The organism is Mycoplasmopsis felifaucium ATCC 43428 (genome assembly GCF_000687775.1).
Lineage (GTDB): Bacteria > Bacillota_I > Bacilli_A > Mycoplasmatales > Metamycoplasmataceae > Mycoplasmopsis > Mycoplasmopsis felifaucium.
The window spans coordinates 43035-62299 of sequence record NZ_JHXS01000001.1 but is presented as its reverse complement, the minus strand read 5'-3'; the positions used below and the strand labels follow the sequence as shown (position 1 = coordinate 62299).

Sequence of the window (19265 nt, the reverse complement as noted above, 5' to 3'; positions counted from 1 at the left end):
GCTAGTATACTAATTTACCTTGTATTCTATCTCTTTCTTTATCTATAGACAAGATTTCAACAGTAATATTTTCACCCGTTTTAACTACATCCTTAGGATGTTTTATAAAGTGATTTTTATCTTTTTTCATATTACTAATATGAACAAGAACAGCCTGTTTTATACCTATATATACAAAGATTCCGAAGTCAGTAATATTTTGAACAGAACCCTTTAATTGCATTCCTGGTTGTAAATCTTCTAAATTTAGGACGTTATCCATTAATATGTAACCATCTTTATTGTCTCTAATATCTTTAGTTGGATTTATTAAGGCATTTATTATTAATTGAACATCAAAAACATTTGAATTTAATTTATTTGCTAACTGTTCTATGTTGATGTTTTCAAGCATTTTTACATCAATATCATTTAAGTCAATGTTTAATTCTTCAACTATTTTATCAGCTAGTTTATAGCTTTCGGGGTGAATATTTGTTCTATCATAGAAAATTTTTGAATCGTGAATTCTTAAGAAACCAATAGATTGTTCATAAGCTTTCGGCCCAACGCCTGAAACCTTAAGTAATTCTTTTCTATTATTGAATTTTTTGATTTCATTTCTAAAAGCAATAATATTTTCAGCAAGTTTTTTACTTAAACCAGAAACATAGCAAAGTATTTCTTTTGTGGCTGTATTTAAGTCCACTCCAACTAAGTTTACAGCTTTATCTACTTTAAATTCTAGTGCTTTATTAAGCTCTCTTTGGTTAACATCATGTTGATATTGACCTACACCAATAGATTTTGGATCTATTTTTACTAATTCATTTAATGGGTCTTGGAATCGTCTGCCAATGTTGATAGCACTTCTCTCTTCTACACTTAATAAAGGAAATTCTTCTTGAGCTACTGCTGAAGCTGAATAAACAGAAGCACCTACTTCTGAAACAACTGCATATTGCAATTGATTAGCATCTTTATTATTTTGTTTTCTTTCTTCTATTAATTTAGCAATAAAAGTTTCTGTTTCTCTGGAAGCTGTGCCGTTACCAATTACGATAACATCAACAGAATATTTATCAATTAATTTGTTTGTAATAACTTTAGCTTCAGAAATTTTATGTTCACTTTTTATGGTTGGGAAAATTAATGCTTTTTCTAAAAATTTCCCTTGAGGATCTAAAATAGCTATTTTACAGCCATTTACGTATGCAGGGTCTATTGCCATAACCATTTTATTTTTAACTGCTGGGAATAATAACATTGTTTCAACATTGTCTGCAAAAAGCTTAATCGCTTCTTTTTCGGCACGTTCAAAAAGATCGGTTTTAATTTCTCTAATTATTGAAGGAATAATTAAACGATCTAAACTATCTTCAAGTGATTCGTGTATTATTTTCCCGGTTGTCTTTATTTTAAAGTACTTTTCGTTAAGATCGTATGTTATCTTTTTAAGGTTAAAATCTACAATGTTGTAAGAAATAATTTTTAAATCTTCAGCTCTTGAGATAGCTAAAACTCTATGATTAGGGATTTTTGAAACTTTTTCGGTATGATCATAATAAAGCCTAAAGGTTTCTTTTTCATCAATTGCATCTTTTTTAATTTTTGTTTGTATAAAACCGTAGTTGAAAATTTGACTTTTAACATATTCTCTATTTGAAGTATCTTGAGACATAATTTGACTAATTATGAATTTAGTTTGCTCAATAGCAAAATCAACTGTAGGTACCTTATCATTGAGGTATTTTTCTGCCTCTTTATATGGATTAAATTTTGGACTATCTGCATTAATGATACTTAATGCCAATGGTTCCAAACCTAGAGCAATAGCTTCGGTCGCTTTTGTTTTTTTACCTATTTTAAATGGTTCATAGATATTTTCAACATCAGCTTTTGTCTCTGCATTTTTAATTTTATTTTCTAATTCAGCAGTTAGAAGTTTATTTTCTTTCAAAATGTTGATGATTGCTTCTTTTCTTTTATTTAATTCAACATCGTAATTATACATATCAGAAATATTATTAATGATTTCTTCATCTAGCCCACCAGTAACATTTTTTCTATATCTAGCTATAAATGGGACTGTTGCATCATTTTTTAATAAATCTAATACAACTTGTACTTGTTCTTCTTTTAAGTTTAATTTATTTGCTACAAATTTAATTGATATGTTCATAATTCTCCTGTTTAAGCAACTTTTTCAAATTCAATATCTTGATCAACTAGACCTCTAGATTTTCAGTCATTGAAAAGCAAGTTTCATTCCTGTTCATTGTGACATCTTAAATATTCAACTTGATTTATGTCTCTTGGCAATTGGTATTTGGGTGATGTACCTGTAACTGAATAGTATTGGAAAAATTCAGTTACTCTTTTTATATCATCTTGCGCTTCTGCAATATTAACTTTATAATTAAAATTTTTCATAACTCTTTTTGTTAAATCTACATTTTCAGGATTGATATAGTCTTCATCTTTTAAAAATAAAGCAACAATTGAGTAAGCATTGTAATTTAATAAATATGCATATAATTGAGCTTGCTTTTTATAATCTATTGGGACACCAGCATTATTGTTTGCTGTTCATATTGGCAGTTTTTTTTCATTTACTGCTTTCATTTCTAAAACAATTTTTTTACTTTCAATTAAGCCGTCAGGCACCCCACCAATATAATCATTTAAACCTTTAAAATAGTTATATTGGACGTCTTTAGCTTCTATATGTTTGATTATCAAGTTTTGCTTGGCGTTATCTAATTCTTTTTGTAATTGTTCAAATATTTTAGGCTCTAAAATGATACCTGCATTTACATACTTCTTTTGCAATACTGGTAGTTTCAGTCTCGACATATGACAAAAAGCTGTAAATTGATTTTTATAACTATCGGTTTCTAAAACATCTGCAATTGAAGAACCACCAAATATTTTAAATTGAGTATTAAATCCATTACCGTTCAATAATTGATTATGAAATTCTGGAAGTAATTTTACAACTTGAGCTTTTTCATCGAGTATGTAATGAACCCCATTATAGAATCGTTTTGCCATAATTTCCCCCTAGTATTTTAATTAGAATAATTTAATTATATTTAATTAACTGTATTTTTGTGATATTTCATTAATTAAAGAAAAAACAATAAAAAACTAGTATTTTTTCCAATAAATCATAAAAAAAGTAAACTCTTAAAATAATTTTAATATTTATATTAAAATATATTTAACTACAAAAGATATTGGAGAAAATATGGAAAAACACACAGAACAAGAACAAGTTAGACGTGATAAACTAAATTTTTATGCAGAAAATAATGTTAATGCATTCAAAAAAGCCTATGGATTAGGTGAATTAGTATTAAGCGGTGAAATTTTTAATAGATATAATCAATTCAGTCGTGAAGAATTAGAAGCAAAAAATGAAGTTGTTTGCATTTCTGGTAGATTAATGACTGTTAGAGGGCCATTCTTAGTTTTAAAAGATAGAGATGGTTTGATTCAAGTTTACTTTAACAAAAAAGACAATCCTGAAGTTGCTAAAATCGTTGCTACATATGACCTTGGTGACATTATTTGAGTTAAAGGTACTGTTATGAAAACGCACACAGGCGAAATTACAATTAAATCTCAAGAAATTGACATTTTAACAAAAGCTTTAAGACCATTGCCTGAAAAGTTCCACGGTTTAACAGACACTGAAGAGAGATATCGTCGTAGATATGTTGATTTAATTATGAACGATGAATCAAAAAATAAATTTATTTTAAGAACAAAAATTGTTCAATGAGTTAAAGAATACTTTAACAATTTAGGTTATTTAGAAGTTGAAACACCATTCTTACACGACTATATTTCAGGTGCAGCCGCAAAACCTTTTACGACTCACCATAATTCTTTAAACCAAGATTTCGTACTTAGAATTGCTACTGAAATTCCACTTAAAAAATGTATCGTTGGTGGACTTGATAGAGTTTATGAACTTGGTCGTATTTTTAGAAATGAAGGATACGATACAACTCATAACCCTGAATTTACAACTATTGAATTTTATGAAGCGTATTCAAACGCTGAAGGAATGATGAATAGAACTGAGAATCTATTCAAAGAATTAGTTGCGAAATTAGGAAAATCTAAGTTTATGAATAATGGTAGAGAAATTGATCTTTCAAAACCATTCAAAAGAATCAATATGGTTGATGCCGTTAATGAAAAAACTGGCAAAGACTTTAGAAATATTACATTAGAAGAAGCCCAAAATGTTGCAAAACAACATCATATTAAATTAGAAAAATTCTGGACTATCGGACACATTATTAATGCTCTTTATGAAGAATTAGTTGAAGACGAATTAATTGAACCAACATTCTTATATGGACACCCAATTGAAATTTCGCCACTTAGTGCAAAATCTGATGATCCAAGATTTACAGAAAGAGCAGAATTATTTATCAATACTAAAGAATATGCAAATATGTACACAGAATTGAGTGACCCAATTGACCAATTAGACAGATTTAAAGCTCAATTAGATGAAAAGAATGCTGGTAATGATGAAGCTAGTGATATTGACTGAGATTTCGTTGAAGCTTTAGAGTACGGAATGCCTCCAACAGGTGGTTGTGGTATTGGTATTGATAGATTGGTAATGCTTTTAACTGAAACAGATTCAATTCGTGATGTTCTATTATTCCCAACTCTTAAAAAACAAAAGAAATAATTTCCTTTTAACACTGTTTTACAGTGTTTTTTTATTTATAAAATAAAAATAGCCCGAAGGCTATTTAGATAAATTTATTATTTTGTTTCTGCTGTAGTTTCTTCAGATTTTTTAGCTTCTTCTTGCACTTTTTTGTTTTCAGCTATTTCTTTTTCAACGTTTTTAATTGTCTTAGAAACAAGTTTAGCAATTTCGGCGTGGTTGAGTTCTGAAGCTTCTTTGTTCATTGTTGAAGTTAAGAATTGTAAGAATGCAGCATTTTTAGCTTGCATTTCAATCATTTCACCAATCTTATTGTCTTTAGAGTCTTTACTCATTAAAATGATTTGAAGTAAGATGTTAAGAGGAACTCTTGATGAATCTGACATTAAAACATAAGCAAATAATTTATTTTCTTCTGTAATTGTTAAATCTTTAGAAAATTCTTCATATAAGTGTCGTGTAATAAATTGAATTAACATTTCTTGTTTTGTTTCTTCAAGAACTGTTTTATAGTATTCTTCTTCGTTTAATGAAATTAACGATAAGTATTCTTCTAGTTTAACACCTTGTGATTTAAGTTGTTTTTTAACTTCAGCCATTTTCTTGTCAGTTTCTTCTTTAGCTAAAACTGAAGCGATTTGTGGCTTGTATTCATCTAATAAAGCTTTAGCAACATTATGTACTAATTGATTGTCTGCGGTTAATACTTCATTTACTAATAATTGTTCTTTAACTTGAGCTTCTAATTGTTTAACAGTTTCAATTCCAGGTTGGTTTAAAGCTTTAACTTTTTCGTCAGTAATTTCAATCGATTCTAATCTTTTAGCCTCAACGATTTCGCATTCAAATACTGCTTTTTGTCCTTTTAAGGTTGCAACTGGGTATGTGTCTGGGAATTTAACATTAACTTCACCTTTTCAACCAACTTTTTTGTTTGTAAGTTGTTCTTCAAAGTTGTCAATAAATTGTTTTGAACCTAATTTAAGTTCATAATTTTGAGCTTCACCACCGTTAAATGGTTCATTGTTTACATAACCTTTGTAGTTTAATGTAACAACGTCGCCAGTTTGAGTTAATTCTCCCTCTTTTAATGGCATTAATAATGCTTCTGCTTCAAAAATTTTGTGAAGTTCAGCTTCAACTTCTTTTTTGCCAACTTTAGCTTTAGAATACTCAACTTTAACTTTTGAAAGTTTTAATTCTGATAAATCAGGCATTACAGGTAATTCTAATTTAACAACTGATGCTTCTTCTCCTAAAACTGGTAGGTCTAATAATGAAGCCATTGCTACAACATTAGGGAATTCTTTTTTAACACCTTCTAAAATTGCTTCATTTTCTGAAGCGTATGCTTTTTCAATTGCATCATATGCAACAGTAACTGGAGTAACTCTTTTATCAATTTCAGCTTTTGGGGCTTTGCCAGGACGGAATCCAGGGATTTTAACTTCTTTTACTTTCTTAGCTTTTGTTGCGTCATAGATTTTTTTTCAGTTTTCACCGCTGAATTCAACTTCAACAACAACAGCCGTTTTGTCTTTATTTAATTCTATTTTTTTAATAACCATTGTTTCTCCTTGTATGATTGTTTAATATTTAAATTTTAATATAAATTATTAAAAATATAACTTTTAAATTGAGCAAAATAACGTAAGAAATAAAAACAAAAAGCAATTAAATTACCTTTTGTGTCTTATTTATGGTATTTTTTATTATTCAAAATAGTATAACCACGATAAATTTGTTCAGCAAGCATTATTCTAAATAATTGATGCGGGAAAGTTAATTTTGAAAAGCAAAGTTTTAAATTATAGTTAATTAACTGTTCATTAACTCCATCTGAGCCGCCAATAATCAAAGTTATATCTTTATTTTGATTGTCGTAGAGAATTTTGCTTAGTTCAATTGAATCTAATAATTTTCCAGTTAAATCTGTAAGAATAACATATGAATTAGGTAAAATTTTATCAACTATTAATTTCGTTTCTTTATCTTTTTTTAATTCAATATTTTTTTCTTCACTACATTCTTTTAACTCAACTTGGGAAAACTCACAGAAGTGATTAATGTTCTTAGTATATTCATCATATAGAGCTTTAAACTTGGGGTTTAAGGAACCGACTGCGATTAATCTAATTCTTGTCATTATTCTTTTTTCTTGTTTCTAAATAGAACATAAGCATTTGAATATCTGCAGGATTTATTCCGCTGATTCTGCTTGCTTGGCCTATGGTTGCTGGTTTAATTTTTTCTAGTTTTTGTTTCGCCTCGATAGCTACGTTTGGAACTTCTTTATAGTTAATGTCTTCAGGAATTTTATAGTTTTCTAATCTTACTACTTTTGATGCATCGGTTTTTTGTTTTTCTATATAGCCGTATAAACGAACCATAATTGTTAACTCATCCAAATATGGGAAATCTGGATCAACATCAACTGGATCAACATCTGGTCTCGCTAAAACATTAAGAAGTGAAACTCCGTTCATAATATTGTACTTTTTAGCACAATCACTTTTGCTGGATAAGTATGTATTGTGTAATCTTTCAATTTCAGCATCAATTAAATTGTATTTTTCTTGTACTTTTTCAAATTTCATTTTGCTTATCATACCTGTTTTATAGGCATATTCTGCTAATCTAATATCTGCATTATCATTTCTTAAAAGCAATCTATATTCTGCTCTTGAAGTTAACATTCTGTATGGTTCTTTTGTGCCCTTTGTTACTAAATCATCAATTAAAACACCTATATAGCCGTGATTTCTTAAAATTACAATTGGTTCTTTATTTTCTAATTTTTGACCTGCGTTAATTCCGGCAATTAATCCTTGTGCGGCTGCTTCTTCATATCCACTGGTTCCATTAATTTGCCCAGCTGTAAATAAGCCGTTTATAACTTTAGTTTCAAGAGAATTTTTCAACTGTAAAGGATCTATAGCATCATATTCAATTGCATAAGCTCACTTTTGAACTCTTGCGTTTCTTAAACCTGGAATAGAACGAACCATTTTTTCCTGAACTTCTACAGGCATAGAAGTAGATAAACCGTTAACGTAAGTAATTGCTCCGTCTGCTGTTTCTGGCTCAAAAAAGATTTGATGCCTTTCTCTATCAGCAAACTTAACAATTTTGTCTTCTACAGAAGGGCAATATCTAGGCCCAATTCCTTCTATTAAGCCAGAGTACATTGCACTTTTATCGATATTTTCTCTAATTATTTTGTGAGTTTCTGGAGTTGTATAAGTTAAATAACAAGCAATTTGTTTGGGTAATTTCACGTTTGAACGTGATGAAAATGAAAGATTAATATCATCTAAAATCTCTTCTTGGACTTCGCTGTAGTCAATAGAATCTGAATAAATTCTTGGCGGAGTTCCTGTTTTTAATCTTTGAATTGTAAAACCTTTATCAATTAAAGATTGACTTAATTTAGATGTAGTTTTTTCGCCATCAGGCCCACTAATTGTTATTGAATCTCCTCTTAGAATCCTTGAGTCCATATAGGTACCTGTTGTAATGACACAAACTTTTGCTTCAATTAAACCAATGTCTTGAACGTTTACCCCTTTAAAACTGTGATTTTCACCAACTACAATTTCTTCGACGATGCCTTCCAATAAATCTAGATTTTCTTGCTTTTGAACATATTCATAAGCTAATTGCGAATATTTTTCTTTATCGATTTGAGCTCTAAGCGCTCTAACGGCAGGACCTTTAGACTGATTCAACATTTTTAGCTGTATCATAGCTAAATCTGCCCAAAGTCCCTGCATACCTCCTAATGCATCAATTTCTCTTGTAATTATTCCTTTAGCTGGGCCACCAATAGATGGATTGCAAGGCATCATACCTAATCTCTTTGAGTTAAATGAAATTAAAAGTGTTTTGTGCCCTTTATGCGAAAGTGCGAAAGCGGCTTCTAAACCTGCATGCCCCCCGCCTACAACAATTGCTTCATATTTTTTATTCATAATAGCTAAATTTTATAGTTTTTTATATTTTTTAATTAATTATTTAATTAAAAATATTCCATAAACACGTTTATATTTTTTATTTTGAGAATATGATTTTTCTAATATAATAATTTATAACTTGGCGGATGTGGTGAAGAGGTCTAACACAGCGGGTTGTGGTCCCGTCATTCGAGGGTTCGAATCCCTTCATCCGCCCCATTTTTTTTATAACTTTTTTGGAGCATATTTAAACTTTCAAAATTAAATTTAATATAATCATTTTATGAATAAAGTTGATAAACAAGAAAAAAGACAAAGAATTATTAAACTTTGCGTAGGTATAGGGGTTCCAATTGCTGCTGTAGCTACTTCATCTCTTGTTGCTGTTGGAAGTTATTTATCCTACAAGAGATATCATAGTTCAAATGCTAAAAGTGAAAATATCGATAACTCTTTCGTTTCGGCAGTTAACTATTCCTGACCATCAGATTCGTGAGCAGAAAAAACTATAACTCCTGCACATTTAGAAATAAATCAATTAGCAAATTTAACAAAGTCAAATGAAAATGCAGGGTTAAATATATTTATTTGAAAAAATAATTCAGATAATGCATCATTAGCAAATGATGAATATGACTATATAGAAGACTTATTAAATTTAGCTTTTTCTGCTGATACTCCTGTTCAAATTTTTGTTGAAAAAGAAAAATCTAAAAATAAAATCAAAGATGTAGGAGCTTGAAGATATACAAATTTATTAAGAAATAGAGTTTTAAGCGATGATAATATTCAAAAAGAAAATCATCTGCTTTCATCATTTAATTTTATGCAAGAAACATATTTTGATGGCATTAGAAAAATAGTTTCAGATGTAGCTAAAATAATTAGAGAAAATACCGACAGAAAAATTAATATTTGAGTTCCTGCATATATGCTTTCAGAAGATAATGCGTTGATTGAATTATATGGATTTCCTAATGTAAAAATTCTGGGCATTGGTAGAAATCAAACAGAATTAACTGACCAAAAAAACAGTTTTATAGATGTGTTAAGCAAAGTTAAGTATTCTGATGTAAATAGTCTTAGTTCACTAACTAAATATTTAATGAATGACAAAGAAAACTCTTATATTTCATTATCAACTTTATATCCAAATATTTATTACTTTTTCAATAATATAGCTGATGTTCAAACATATAAAAATGAAGTTCCTACTATCAACAGATTTTACACATATAGCAGTGCAGAAAATCCTTTTAACACAAAAGTATTATTGGATGATGTTTCAATTTTTACAAATAAATCAATCAACGAATCGCAAAAATTAAAGGAAAATCAAACTTGATATAGTTTGAGAACATTTTTAAACCTTAAAGAGAGCTAAAAGCTCTTTTTTAATTAAAAAATCCTGCTAGCAGGATTTAAAATTAGAATTCTTCGATTTGATCAATTCTTGTTTGGTGTCTACCACCTTCATACTCTGTGTGAATGTATTCATCAATCATAGCTTTTGCTTCTGATAGAGGAACATAACGACCTCCAAGAACTAAAACATTTGCGTTGTTATGTAGTTTAGCCAATCTCGCATCTTCAACAGTTGTAATACGAGCTGCTCTAATACCTTTATGTCTGTTTAAGGCATAAGAAATTCCTAAACCAGTACCACATAAACCAACACCAAACGCTACCTCATTATTTTTAACAAAGTTAGCTAATTTGTGACCTTGTTCAGCGTATGAAATTGATTTTGAAGCATCTTCTGGCCCTAAATCTACAACTTCAAAACCTAAATTATTAATATATTCTTTGATTTCGTTTTTTAATTCACAGCCACCATGATCGCTTGCTAATACGACAGTTTTTGACATATTAACCTCCTTAAATAATTTATAAATAAAATAATAAGCCTTTTTTAATAAAAACACTTCAAAATTTTCATTTTTGTTCACTTTTTAAATTTAATAAAATCAAATAAATTAAAAAATATGAGAATTTTAAAACAGGATAATCAAAAAGATTGTGGACTGTACGTTTTACAATCATTAATTCAATTTTTTCATAATAAAAATATTGATATAAATTATTTAAAAGTTAATACAAATTATGGCAGCGATGGAATCAGCTTACTAAGTTTAAAATCTATTGCACAAAACTATGGACTTGCTATAGAAGGTTATTATTTAGATTTTGAAAGTTTAATAAATATAAATCTAAAAAATTTGCCAATCATACTATTAATAAATGATTTTGGCCAAAATCATTATGTTATTCTTACCAAAATAACTCAAAATAAAATCTATGTATTAGATTCTAGAATAGGATCCACAACAAAATATGGGTATGATGAATTCAAACAAATCTATTTAGGTATTTCAGCCACAGTTAAGCCTTTTTCATTTCCACAGAGTGATAAAAATTATTTTTTGGAAAATAAACTAAAAAGTTTATTAAATGTATCAAAATATACATATCCAATTTTATTGTTTGCAATTCTAAATTTATTACTTTCATTTGTATCTGCGTTCTTTATAAAAATAGTTTTTGACTTTATATTACCTAATTTCTTAAAAAATACATTGATTATTGTTTTTATTGCATTCACATGGGTTATTTTTCTAAGGTGCATAAATGTTTGACTAAAAAACTATGTCACTAAGATAGTATCTAATAAAATTTATTTTAATTTAACATCCATATATTTTGAAAAAATAGAAAAGATATCTCAAAATGATTTTAATAAATTAAGCAAAATTGATTTTTTTAAAAGAGGCAGCTTTATACCTGTTATTAGCGAATATAGAGCAAATTTTCTATATAGTTTTATTTCGGAAATTTTAAGTATTATATTCTCGTCATTATTATTAATTTGGATAAATTATGTCTTGTTTATTATTGTTTTTTCTTCAATGATATTTTTAGCATTAGTTAATTTTATTTATTATTCAAAAGTTCAAAATTTACAAATTAGGCTAATTAATAGTTCTTTAAACAAAAGCCAAGCTGATTTGGATTTCATTAGTAGCAGAGGTAACTTTTTATCAAAGTCATACATTGAAAACCTAAAAAATATTTTATATTCCACTACTTTAGATAATAAAAATAATGAAATCAAAATGTTTAGAACTGAGAATGTAAACGATCTTTTTAATCAACTATTGATAAATATAATACCAAATGTTATTGTATTTGCTTCTGTATTTTTAATAATGGATAGCAAAATAACGTCAGGTGATATGATGATGTTTTTAACAAGTTCCACTTTTTTTGTTAACCCGCTTTTTAATATTTCAAAACTTTTATTGTCTTACTCTATGATTAAAAAAATAACCGATCAAGTAAATTTTGTTTTGTCTTTTGATAACTATAAGGGAAAATCTTCTGGCATAATCATAAAGAAAATTCAAGAAATTGAAATTGATAATTTAAATTTCTCTTATGAGGAAGGAAATGATGTTTTGAATATTAAAAAATTACATTTAACTAAAAACGTTATCTTAAAAGGCAGTAATGGAAGTGGAAAAACTACACTAGTTGATTTAATAAAAGGTGATTATCCTAATTTTAGAGGTTCAATAAAGATTAATAATATACCTTTAAAACAGATAAATATGGAAAATTATTGTGACAATATACTTTATATAAGCAATAAGATGTATAAACCAAATATGAAAATAATCGATTTTATTACTGATAATAATAAAGACCTTTTTAATACATTTAATTACAATATTCAAAAATATGGTATCTCTGAATTAATTACATCTATGAAACTTAATTTAAACATTTCAATGGTCGATAATGCCTCAAATTTATCAGAGGGCCAAAAACAATTAATCAATATATTAAGAATGTTTGTAAAACCCTATAAATTAGTAATTTTAGATGAAGCATTTGAAAATATTGATACAAATATTGTAAATAAATTTAAATCAATTATTCCTCGACTTCTTTCAGATGTTTTCTTTATTGAAATAAGTCACAACTCTAATACTATTTTTAATGAAAGCGAGGTTAATCTCGATGAAATTAACCAAAATATCTAACTGGGTTTGGGTATTAATTTCTTTATTATTACTTGCATCAATAGCGATGATAATTATTGTATTTACCTTTAAAATAGAAAAATCCGTACAAATTTCAATAATTTCAAATAATTCAAAACAGATTAGTATTATTGGATCGTCATCATATTTTCATAAATTCAAAGCAGGAGACACCATAAACATTAAGTTATCAGAAAGGATTTATAAAATGAACATAATCGGCCTAAAGTATCTAGACCAGAATATACAAATAAATGTAAAAAATCTAGACAATAATATCTTTGATGTTTTGAAACCAAATATGACATTGAATGGAACAATTATAGTAGATAAAACAACAATATTTCGTGAGTTATTTAATTCGCTACATTAATTTTAATATTAATATTAGTTTATAATTTTATTATGGTCGAGTTGAACATTAATATTGTAAAAGGATCTTCATTTAAATTTAGGAAAGAATTCAAAAAAATCCTTGAGAATTTTCAAAAATATTTTGCATTAGAAAATAAAGCTATTTCCGTGGACGTAACTATTGTAGATAATGCAAAAATACAAATTTTAAATAAAGAGTACAGAGGGAAAGATTATCCAACTGATATTTTATCTTTTGATTTTGGCGACAAAACTTTGTACAATGAATTACCATTTTTGCCATTAGGTGAGTTAGTGATTAGTCATGAAAAGGTTGAATCTCAAGCGCTTGAATTTAATCATTCTTTGAAGAGAGAATATTGTTATTTATTCACTCACGGATTAGTTCACCTGATGGGGTATGATCATGAGTTAGAAGATGAAAGAATTAGAATGAATGCAATAGTTGATTCAATTTTCGAACCCTTAAAAATTACAAGAGAGGACTAAATTATGGATATTAAAAAATTAAAAGACTTGTTAGCACATTCATACTGTCCATATTCAAACTTTAAGGTTGCTGCTATTGCAATTGATGATGAAGGCAAAGAATATTGTGGTGTAAATGTTGAAAATGCTGCTTATCCATCTGGTTTATGTGCAGAAAGATCTGCATTGTTTGGATCTGTTGCATACGGTGGGAAAATTGGACACTTCAAAGAAATCCACATCATTTCATCTGGCAAGGATTTTATATCTCCTTGTGCAGGATGTAGACAAGTTATGACTGAGTTTATGCCTAATGACGCAAAAATTTATCAATATAACGGAGAGGGCACAAATTATAGATTAAATACACTTGTTGAATTAGTTCCAAATCCTATTAGAAGTGAGCAAATTAAGTAATGAAAGTTTGCGTTGCAAGCATTATAGGTAGACCAAATGTTGGTAAGTCATCATTAGTTAATAGAATTGTAAATTACGATGTTGCAATTGTATCAAATACTCCGCAAACAACGAGAGATCAAATTACAGGAGTTTATACTGATGATAATTATCAATTAATTTTTGTTGATACACCGGGAATACACAAGCCTGAAAATTTACTTGGAGAAGCTTTAAATAAAGAAGCGTTTGATTCCATAAATGGAATTGATTGTTTATTATTTTTAACTCCAATTAACGAGAAAATTCTTCAAGGGGATAAAATGATCCTTGAAAGAATTGAGAAAATTCCAAATAAAATTGCAGTTATTTCAAAAATTGATTTAGCTAAAAACCCAAGCGAAATAGCCGAAAAAATTAAAGTTTTAAAGGAATATAGATTTGAAAAAATAGTTTCGATATCTGTTAATAATCCTAAGTCAATAGAAGATTTGAAAAATGAAATTGAAAAGTTTGCAATTGAATCTGATCCACTTTATGATGAAGATTACGTTACAGATAAAACTATGCGATTTATAGCAAAAGAAATTATTCGCGAAGCAGCAATTAATTTACTTTATGACGAACTTCCTCATTCAATTGCTGTTGAAGTACAAGATTTTATTGAAAGCGATGAACATATAGAAATAAACGCAATTATTTATGTGAAAAAAGATTCTCAAAAAGGGATGTTAATTGGTAAAAACGCATCAATGATTAAGCAAATCGGCATTAATGCACGCAAAAAAATGCAAAGACAATTTGGTACAAGTGTATCACTAAATTTAAAAGTAAAAGTCGCAAGCAAATGAGTAAATGATAGAAAAACACTTAAAAAATTTGGTTTTGAAAGTTAGAATGGTCAATTATGAATACAAAGAGATTAAATAATTTATTTAGAAATAATAGTATAGATGCGTTAGTTTCTAACGCTCCACAAACAAGATTATGATATTCAGGTGTGCAAACAACGGATGGTATTATCATCATTGAAAAAAACAAAGCATATTTGTTTGTTGATGGTAGATACATTGAATATTGTGAAAAAAATGCAAAACATGTTGAAGTAAGATTATTAACAGGTACTTCACTAAAAGAATTTTTCGCCGAAAAATGCTATGAAACAGTAGCTTTTGAAAAAGATTACTTAATTTATGAAGAATTTACTTCTTTAATGAAATTAATTAAACCAAAACGTGTTGGTTGATTAAAAGGGCAAGAGTTAAGACTTCAAAAATGTGCCGAAGAAAAAGCGTGTCTTCAAAAAGCTGTAGATATCTCATTGGCGGCATATGATGAATTGATGCAATGAGTTAAACCTGGAATGACTGAAAAAGAAGTTGCTGCATATCTAAATTACCTTCTTAAAAAACACGGTGCTGATAAAGAAGCGTTTGATGAAATTGTTGCAACTGGTGCGAATGCTGCAGAACCTCACCACCACCCTACCGATGCAAAACTTGAACTTGGTGATGTTTTAAAAGTAGACTTTGGTGCACTTTATAAAGGTTATTGTGCAGATATTACCAGAACTTGTATTTTAGGTGGAGAAACTAAAGCAAAAAGCGAAGAAATGCTTAAAATTATTAATATAGTTAATCAAGCTGCAAAATTAGGCAGAGATGCTGTTAAGCCCGGTATTAAGGCTTCATTAATTGATAAAATTTGTAGAGATTATATTGAAGAACAAGGATATGGTAAATATTTTGTTCACTCAACCGGACACGGACTTGGCATTGATGTTCACGAACTTCCAAGGGTAAGCAAAATTAGTGATTATACATTAGAGCCTGGAATGGTTATTACTGTTGAACCTGGAATTTATATTCCCGGTTTAGGAGGGGCTAGAACTGAAGATGATGTAATGGTTACTGATAAAACTCGTTATATATTCTCTAGACCAAACGAATAATTTAAAAATAGCGGAGACGCTATTTTTTAATAAAATTAAAATATGAATGAAATAAATAAAAACATTGAGGCATATAAGCTCCAAAATGAAAGTGTTTTAGAAACATTATATATGCCAAAAAATTTGCGTAAACTGCTTTTAAAAAAGCTTTATAAGTTAATTCTTGATAATAAACATAAAATAATGGATGCATTATTTTTAGATTTAAATAAATCTGAAAACGAGGCGTATTTTACTGAAATTGGAACGGTTTTAAAAAGTATTAAATTTACGTTAAAACATATCAATAAATGAACAAAAGCTAAAAGAGTCAAAACGCCAATTACCTTATTTTCTGGTGTTTCTAAAATATTTCATGAACCACTTGGGCAAGTGTTGATAATTAGTCCTTGAAATTATCCTTTTTATTTATCGATTGCTCCATTAATTAGTGCGATAGCTGCCGGTAATAGAGTTATTATTAAACCTAGCGAATATTCTTTCAATACCTCTCAAATTTTACAAGAGTTGATGAACAATAATTTTGATCCTGAATATATTTTTGTTTCAGATAGTTCACTATCGACTGTACAAGAACTTTTAGAACATAAGTTTGATTTAATATTTTTTACAGGTAGTGAAAATGTTGGGACTAAAATATGTCAAGAAGCCGCAAAATTCCATACTCCAGTGGTTTTAGAATTAGGCGGGAAATGTCCAACAATTATTTGTGATGATTTTGATTTAGCAAAAGCGTCTGAAAAAATAATTTATGGAAAGCTTTTAAATGCTGGGCAAACTTGTGTTGCTCCGGATTATGTTTGTGTGCCAAAGGGAAAAGGCACAAAATTTATTGAAATTGCATATGAGATGGTCCATAAATATCTAGGCAGAGTTCCTGTTTCTAACCAACATTTTCCTAAAATAATTACCAAAAACCATTTTGAAAGATTGGAAGAATATCTTCCGAAAAACGAAAAAATCAAATCCAAAAATTATAAAATAAGCCCATACATTTATTTGACTAATTTTAATGATGAAGTTATGAAGAGCGAAATATTTGGGCCAATTTTGCCAGTAATTGAATATGATAATTATGACGAAATTACAAATTTTATTCAATCTACAGGTAAGCCACTTGCTACATACTTATTTACTAGAAATAAAAAAAATATTAATTTTTTCCAGTATAAGATTTCGTCAGGATCATTAGTTATCGGTGTAACTATTAACCAATTGTCATCGGATTATTTGCCTTTTGGTGGAGTTGGTTCGTCGGGGAACGGAAGATATCACGGTTTTACTGGATTCCAAACGTTTTCAAACATTAAATCAATTTATAAAAAAGGTATTTTTAATATTAACTTGCATCACCATCCGTACACTGACAAAAAATTAAAATGACTTGAAAAAATTCTTAAGTAAATTATGAAAATAAAACGATAATTTAAACGATTTTATACTAAAAAGTCGTTTTTTTATTATTTTTTTAAGTTGTTTTTAATATTGGTGCTTTTTTATATAATAATTAAATTATGAAGGAACTAGAAAAAATTACACCATTAGAACTAGATTTTGCTAAATGATATACTGACGTTGTAAAACAAGGAGAACTAATGTCATATGGTCCTGTTAAAGGGACAATGATTTTTAAACCAAATTCATATGGAATTTGAGAGTTAATTAGATCGCAGCTAAACGAAGAATTTAGAGAATTAGATATTCAAAATGTTTACTTACCATTATTTATTCCAGATAGGCTACTTGCAAAAGAAAAGGAACATATTGCAGGTTTTAATCCAGAATTAGCGACTATCACTAAAGTTGGCGAAAAAGAATTAGATGAAAAAATATACGTAAGACCTACAAGTGAAGTTTTATTTGCTGACTTATTTAAGTCAATGATTGAATCGCATAAAGACTTACCAGTTATTTATAATCAGTGAGCAAATGTTGTTAGATGAGAAAAAACTACTAATCCATTTTTAAGAAGTAGAGAATTTTTATGACAAGAAGGACACACCTGTCATAAAACTGCTATCGAGGCTCGTAAATTTACAAAACATATGATTTCTGTGTATGCTAGATTTTTGAAAAATTACCTTGCGATTCCAACTATTATCGGTAAAAAAACACCACACGAAAAATTTGCTGGTGCTTGTTCTACATACACAATTGAAGCAATGATGAAAGATGGTAGAGCTTTACAAGCTGGAACTAGTCATTATCTTGCTCAAAACTTCTCTAAAAAATTTGAAATTGAATTTCTAAACGAAAAAAATTCAAAAGATTATGTTTACCAAACCTCTTGAGGTGTTACTACTAGACTGATTGGGGCAATTATAATGACTCATGGCGATAATAGAGGGATAATTATTCCTCCTAGAGTAGCACCTAACCAAGTGGATATTATTGAACTTTTTTCAAATAAAGATGCTAGAGTTCACGAATTTGCATCAAATCTTAAAAAAGATTTAGGACGTAAATTTAGAGTGAGACACGATTCAAGTGATAAGACACCTGGATTTAAAGCTTCTAATTCTGAAATTCAAGGGACACCATTAAGAATTGAAATTGGTCCAAGAGACCTAGATAATGGAGTTGTAACACTAGTTAGAAGAGATACACTTGAAAAAACTAATGTTAAGTTTGATGATATTAAAAACCAGGTTGGCATTCTTCTTGATGAAATTCACCATAACCTCTATAAAACAGCCGAAGAAAGATTAAATAACAATACTGTTATAGTAGATAATTATGATGATTTTGTTAAAGAAATATCACAAAACAAGTTTGTTATTGCGCCTTTTTGCTGTCTAGGTGATGTGGAAACCAAAATCAAAGAAGAAACAGGTGCTTCAACTAGATGCGTACCTAAAAAGTTTGATAAACCACTTAAAGATCAAAAATGTATATGAAAAGAGTGTAATAGTACCACAAACAGATATGTGGTTTTTGCTAAAGCATATTAGAGGCATAACGCCTCTTTTTAATTACTTTACTTTTTTAAAGGGGAAAAATGATTTTCGATTTTTATTTCAACAATATCCAAAGATATGACTTAAGTAATTTAGAAAAATATAAAGCAGTAGAAACTATATGTAGACTAGAAAAAGCTAAAGCTAAATTGGAATCTCATAAATCATTAAAAGATAGAAAAAACAATCTATCATCTATTGATAAAACATTTAAAAATAACAATTTTTTATCTGATAAATTACTTAGAGTTTTAGATTGTTTATGTGAAGACAGTAAACACATAATAATTAATGAATTTTTTGAAAACAGTGGACAATTGTGATACGAAGATTTTTATTCTAAAACAACATACTATAAAAAACGTAAGTTTGCAGTTGAAGAGTTCTTATCTTATTATATAGATTACAATATTTAACACAGGTCTCCTTCGGGAGACTTTATAT

At 28.5% G+C, this 19265-nt stretch carries 17 protein-coding genes and 1 tRNA gene; 12 read left to right on the top strand and 6 right to left on the bottom strand.

All coding sequences use genetic code 4. The features are described 5' to 3' along the window. Position 1 precedes the first annotated feature (1 nt). Both T390_RS0100285 and T390_RS0100280 read right to left on the bottom strand, forming a co-directional pair. The gene (locus T390_RS0100285) at positions 2–2161 is read right to left on the bottom strand and encodes a Tex-like N-terminal domain-containing protein (protein WP_027334565.1); all 2160 of its coding nucleotides are present in this window, start codon (positions 2159–2161) and stop codon (positions 2–4) included. 11 nt (positions 2162–2172) lie between these two features. Continuing rightward, positions 2173–3033 (bottom strand): MAGa7180 family putative nuclease, encoded by an 861-nt coding sequence (locus T390_RS0100280; protein ID WP_027334564.1) that lies wholly within the window; start codon positions 3031–3033, stop codon positions 2173–2175. A gap of 196 nt (positions 3034–3229) precedes the next feature. Here T390_RS0100280 and lysS point away from each other — a divergent pair, with 196 nt between their 5' ends. Next, on the top strand, positions 3230–4696 hold the full coding sequence (gene lysS, locus T390_RS0100275) for a lysine--tRNA ligase (RefSeq protein ID WP_027334563.1): 1467 nt from the start codon (positions 3230–3232) through the stop codon (positions 4694–4696). Positions 4697–4773: 77 nt separating this feature from the next. On the opposite strand, the gene tig is transcribed toward lysS, so the two are convergent. The 3 genes from tig to mnmG form a co-directional block, all read right to left on the bottom strand. After that, positions 4774–6246 (bottom strand): trigger factor, encoded by a 1473-nt coding sequence (tig, locus tag T390_RS0100270; protein ID WP_027334562.1) that lies wholly within the window; start codon positions 6244–6246, stop codon positions 4774–4776. A 125-nt stretch (positions 6247–6371) separates the two neighbouring features. Next, positions 6372–6824 (bottom strand): 23S rRNA (pseudouridine(1915)-N(3))-methyltransferase RlmH, encoded by a 453-nt coding sequence (locus T390_RS0100265; protein WP_027334561.1) that lies wholly within the window; start codon positions 6822–6824, stop codon positions 6372–6374. Further along, positions 6811–8649: a tRNA uridine-5-carboxymethylaminomethyl(34) synthesis enzyme MnmG gene (gene mnmG, locus T390_RS0100260; RefSeq protein ID WP_027334560.1), complete on the bottom strand. Its 1839-nt coding sequence runs from the start codon at positions 8647–8649 to the stop codon at positions 6811–6813. Before mnmG ends, T390_RS0100265 begins: the two co-directional genes overlap by 14 nt. A 124-nt stretch (positions 8650–8773) precedes the next feature. Here mnmG and T390_RS0100255 point away from each other — a divergent pair. Continuing rightward, positions 8774–8850, top strand: a tRNA-His gene (locus T390_RS0100255). 64 nt (positions 8851–8914) lie between these two features. Further along, entirely contained in the window at positions 8915–10015 is a 1101-nt protein-coding gene (locus T390_RS0100250) for a hypothetical protein (RefSeq protein ID WP_027334559.1), read from the top strand. A 43-nt stretch (positions 10016–10058) separates the two neighbouring features. On the opposite strand, the gene T390_RS0100245 is transcribed toward T390_RS0100250, so the two are convergent. After that, positions 10059–10499 (bottom strand): RpiB/LacA/LacB family sugar-phosphate isomerase, encoded by a 441-nt coding sequence (locus tag T390_RS0100245; protein ID WP_027334558.1) that lies wholly within the window; start codon positions 10497–10499, stop codon positions 10059–10061. Positions 10500–10616: 117 nt separating this feature from the next. Here T390_RS0100245 and T390_RS0100240 point away from each other — a divergent pair, with 117 nt between their 5' ends. The 9 genes from T390_RS0100240 (at position 10617) to T390_RS0100200 (ending at position 19237) form a co-directional block, all read left to right on the top strand. Continuing rightward, positions 10617–12674: an Mbov_0121 family peptidase domain-containing ABC transporter gene (locus tag T390_RS0100240; RefSeq protein ID WP_027334557.1), complete on the top strand. Its 2058-nt coding sequence runs from the start codon at positions 10617–10619 to the stop codon at positions 12672–12674. Further along, positions 12631–13047, top strand: coding sequence for an MAG1140 family protein (locus T390_RS04270; RefSeq protein WP_408633491.1), 417 nt, complete (start codon positions 12631–12633; stop codon positions 13045–13047). The genes T390_RS0100240 and T390_RS04270 overlap by 44 nt, the downstream gene beginning before the upstream one ends. A 32-nt stretch (positions 13048–13079) precedes the next feature. Continuing rightward, a complete protein-coding gene (ybeY, locus tag T390_RS0100230) occupies positions 13080–13538 on the top strand; it encodes an rRNA maturation RNase YbeY (RefSeq protein WP_027334555.1) in 459 nt (152 codons plus the stop codon). Between the two features lie 3 nt (positions 13539–13541). Continuing rightward, complete coding sequence (gene cdd / locus T390_RS0100225; RefSeq protein ID WP_027334554.1) at positions 13542–13934, top strand: cytidine deaminase; 393 nt, start codon at positions 13542–13544, stop codon at positions 13932–13934. After that, positions 13934–14809: a GTPase Era gene (era, locus tag T390_RS0100220; protein WP_027334553.1), complete on the top strand. Its 876-nt coding sequence runs from the start codon at positions 13934–13936 to the stop codon at positions 14807–14809. The genes cdd and era overlap by 1 nt, the downstream gene beginning before the upstream one ends. Before the next feature lie 11 nt (positions 14810–14820). Further along, a complete protein-coding gene (locus T390_RS0100215) occupies positions 14821–15864 on the top strand; it encodes an aminopeptidase P family protein (protein ID WP_027334552.1) in 1044 nt (347 codons plus the stop codon). Positions 15865–15906: 42 nt separating this feature from the next. Then, complete coding sequence (locus tag T390_RS0100210) at positions 15907–17268, top strand: aldehyde dehydrogenase family protein (RefSeq protein WP_027334551.1); 1362 nt, start codon at positions 15907–15909, stop codon at positions 17266–17268. Between the two features lie 110 nt (positions 17269–17378). Further along, positions 17379–18815, top strand: coding sequence for a proline--tRNA ligase (gene proS / locus T390_RS0100205; protein WP_027334550.1), 1437 nt, complete (start codon positions 17379–17381; stop codon positions 18813–18815). A 47-nt stretch (positions 18816–18862) separates the two neighbouring features. Beyond that, a complete protein-coding gene (locus T390_RS0100200) occupies positions 18863–19237 on the top strand; it encodes an MG284/MPN403 family protein (protein ID WP_027334549.1) in 375 nt (124 codons plus the stop codon). The last annotated feature ends 28 nt before the right edge of the window (positions 19238–19265 follow it).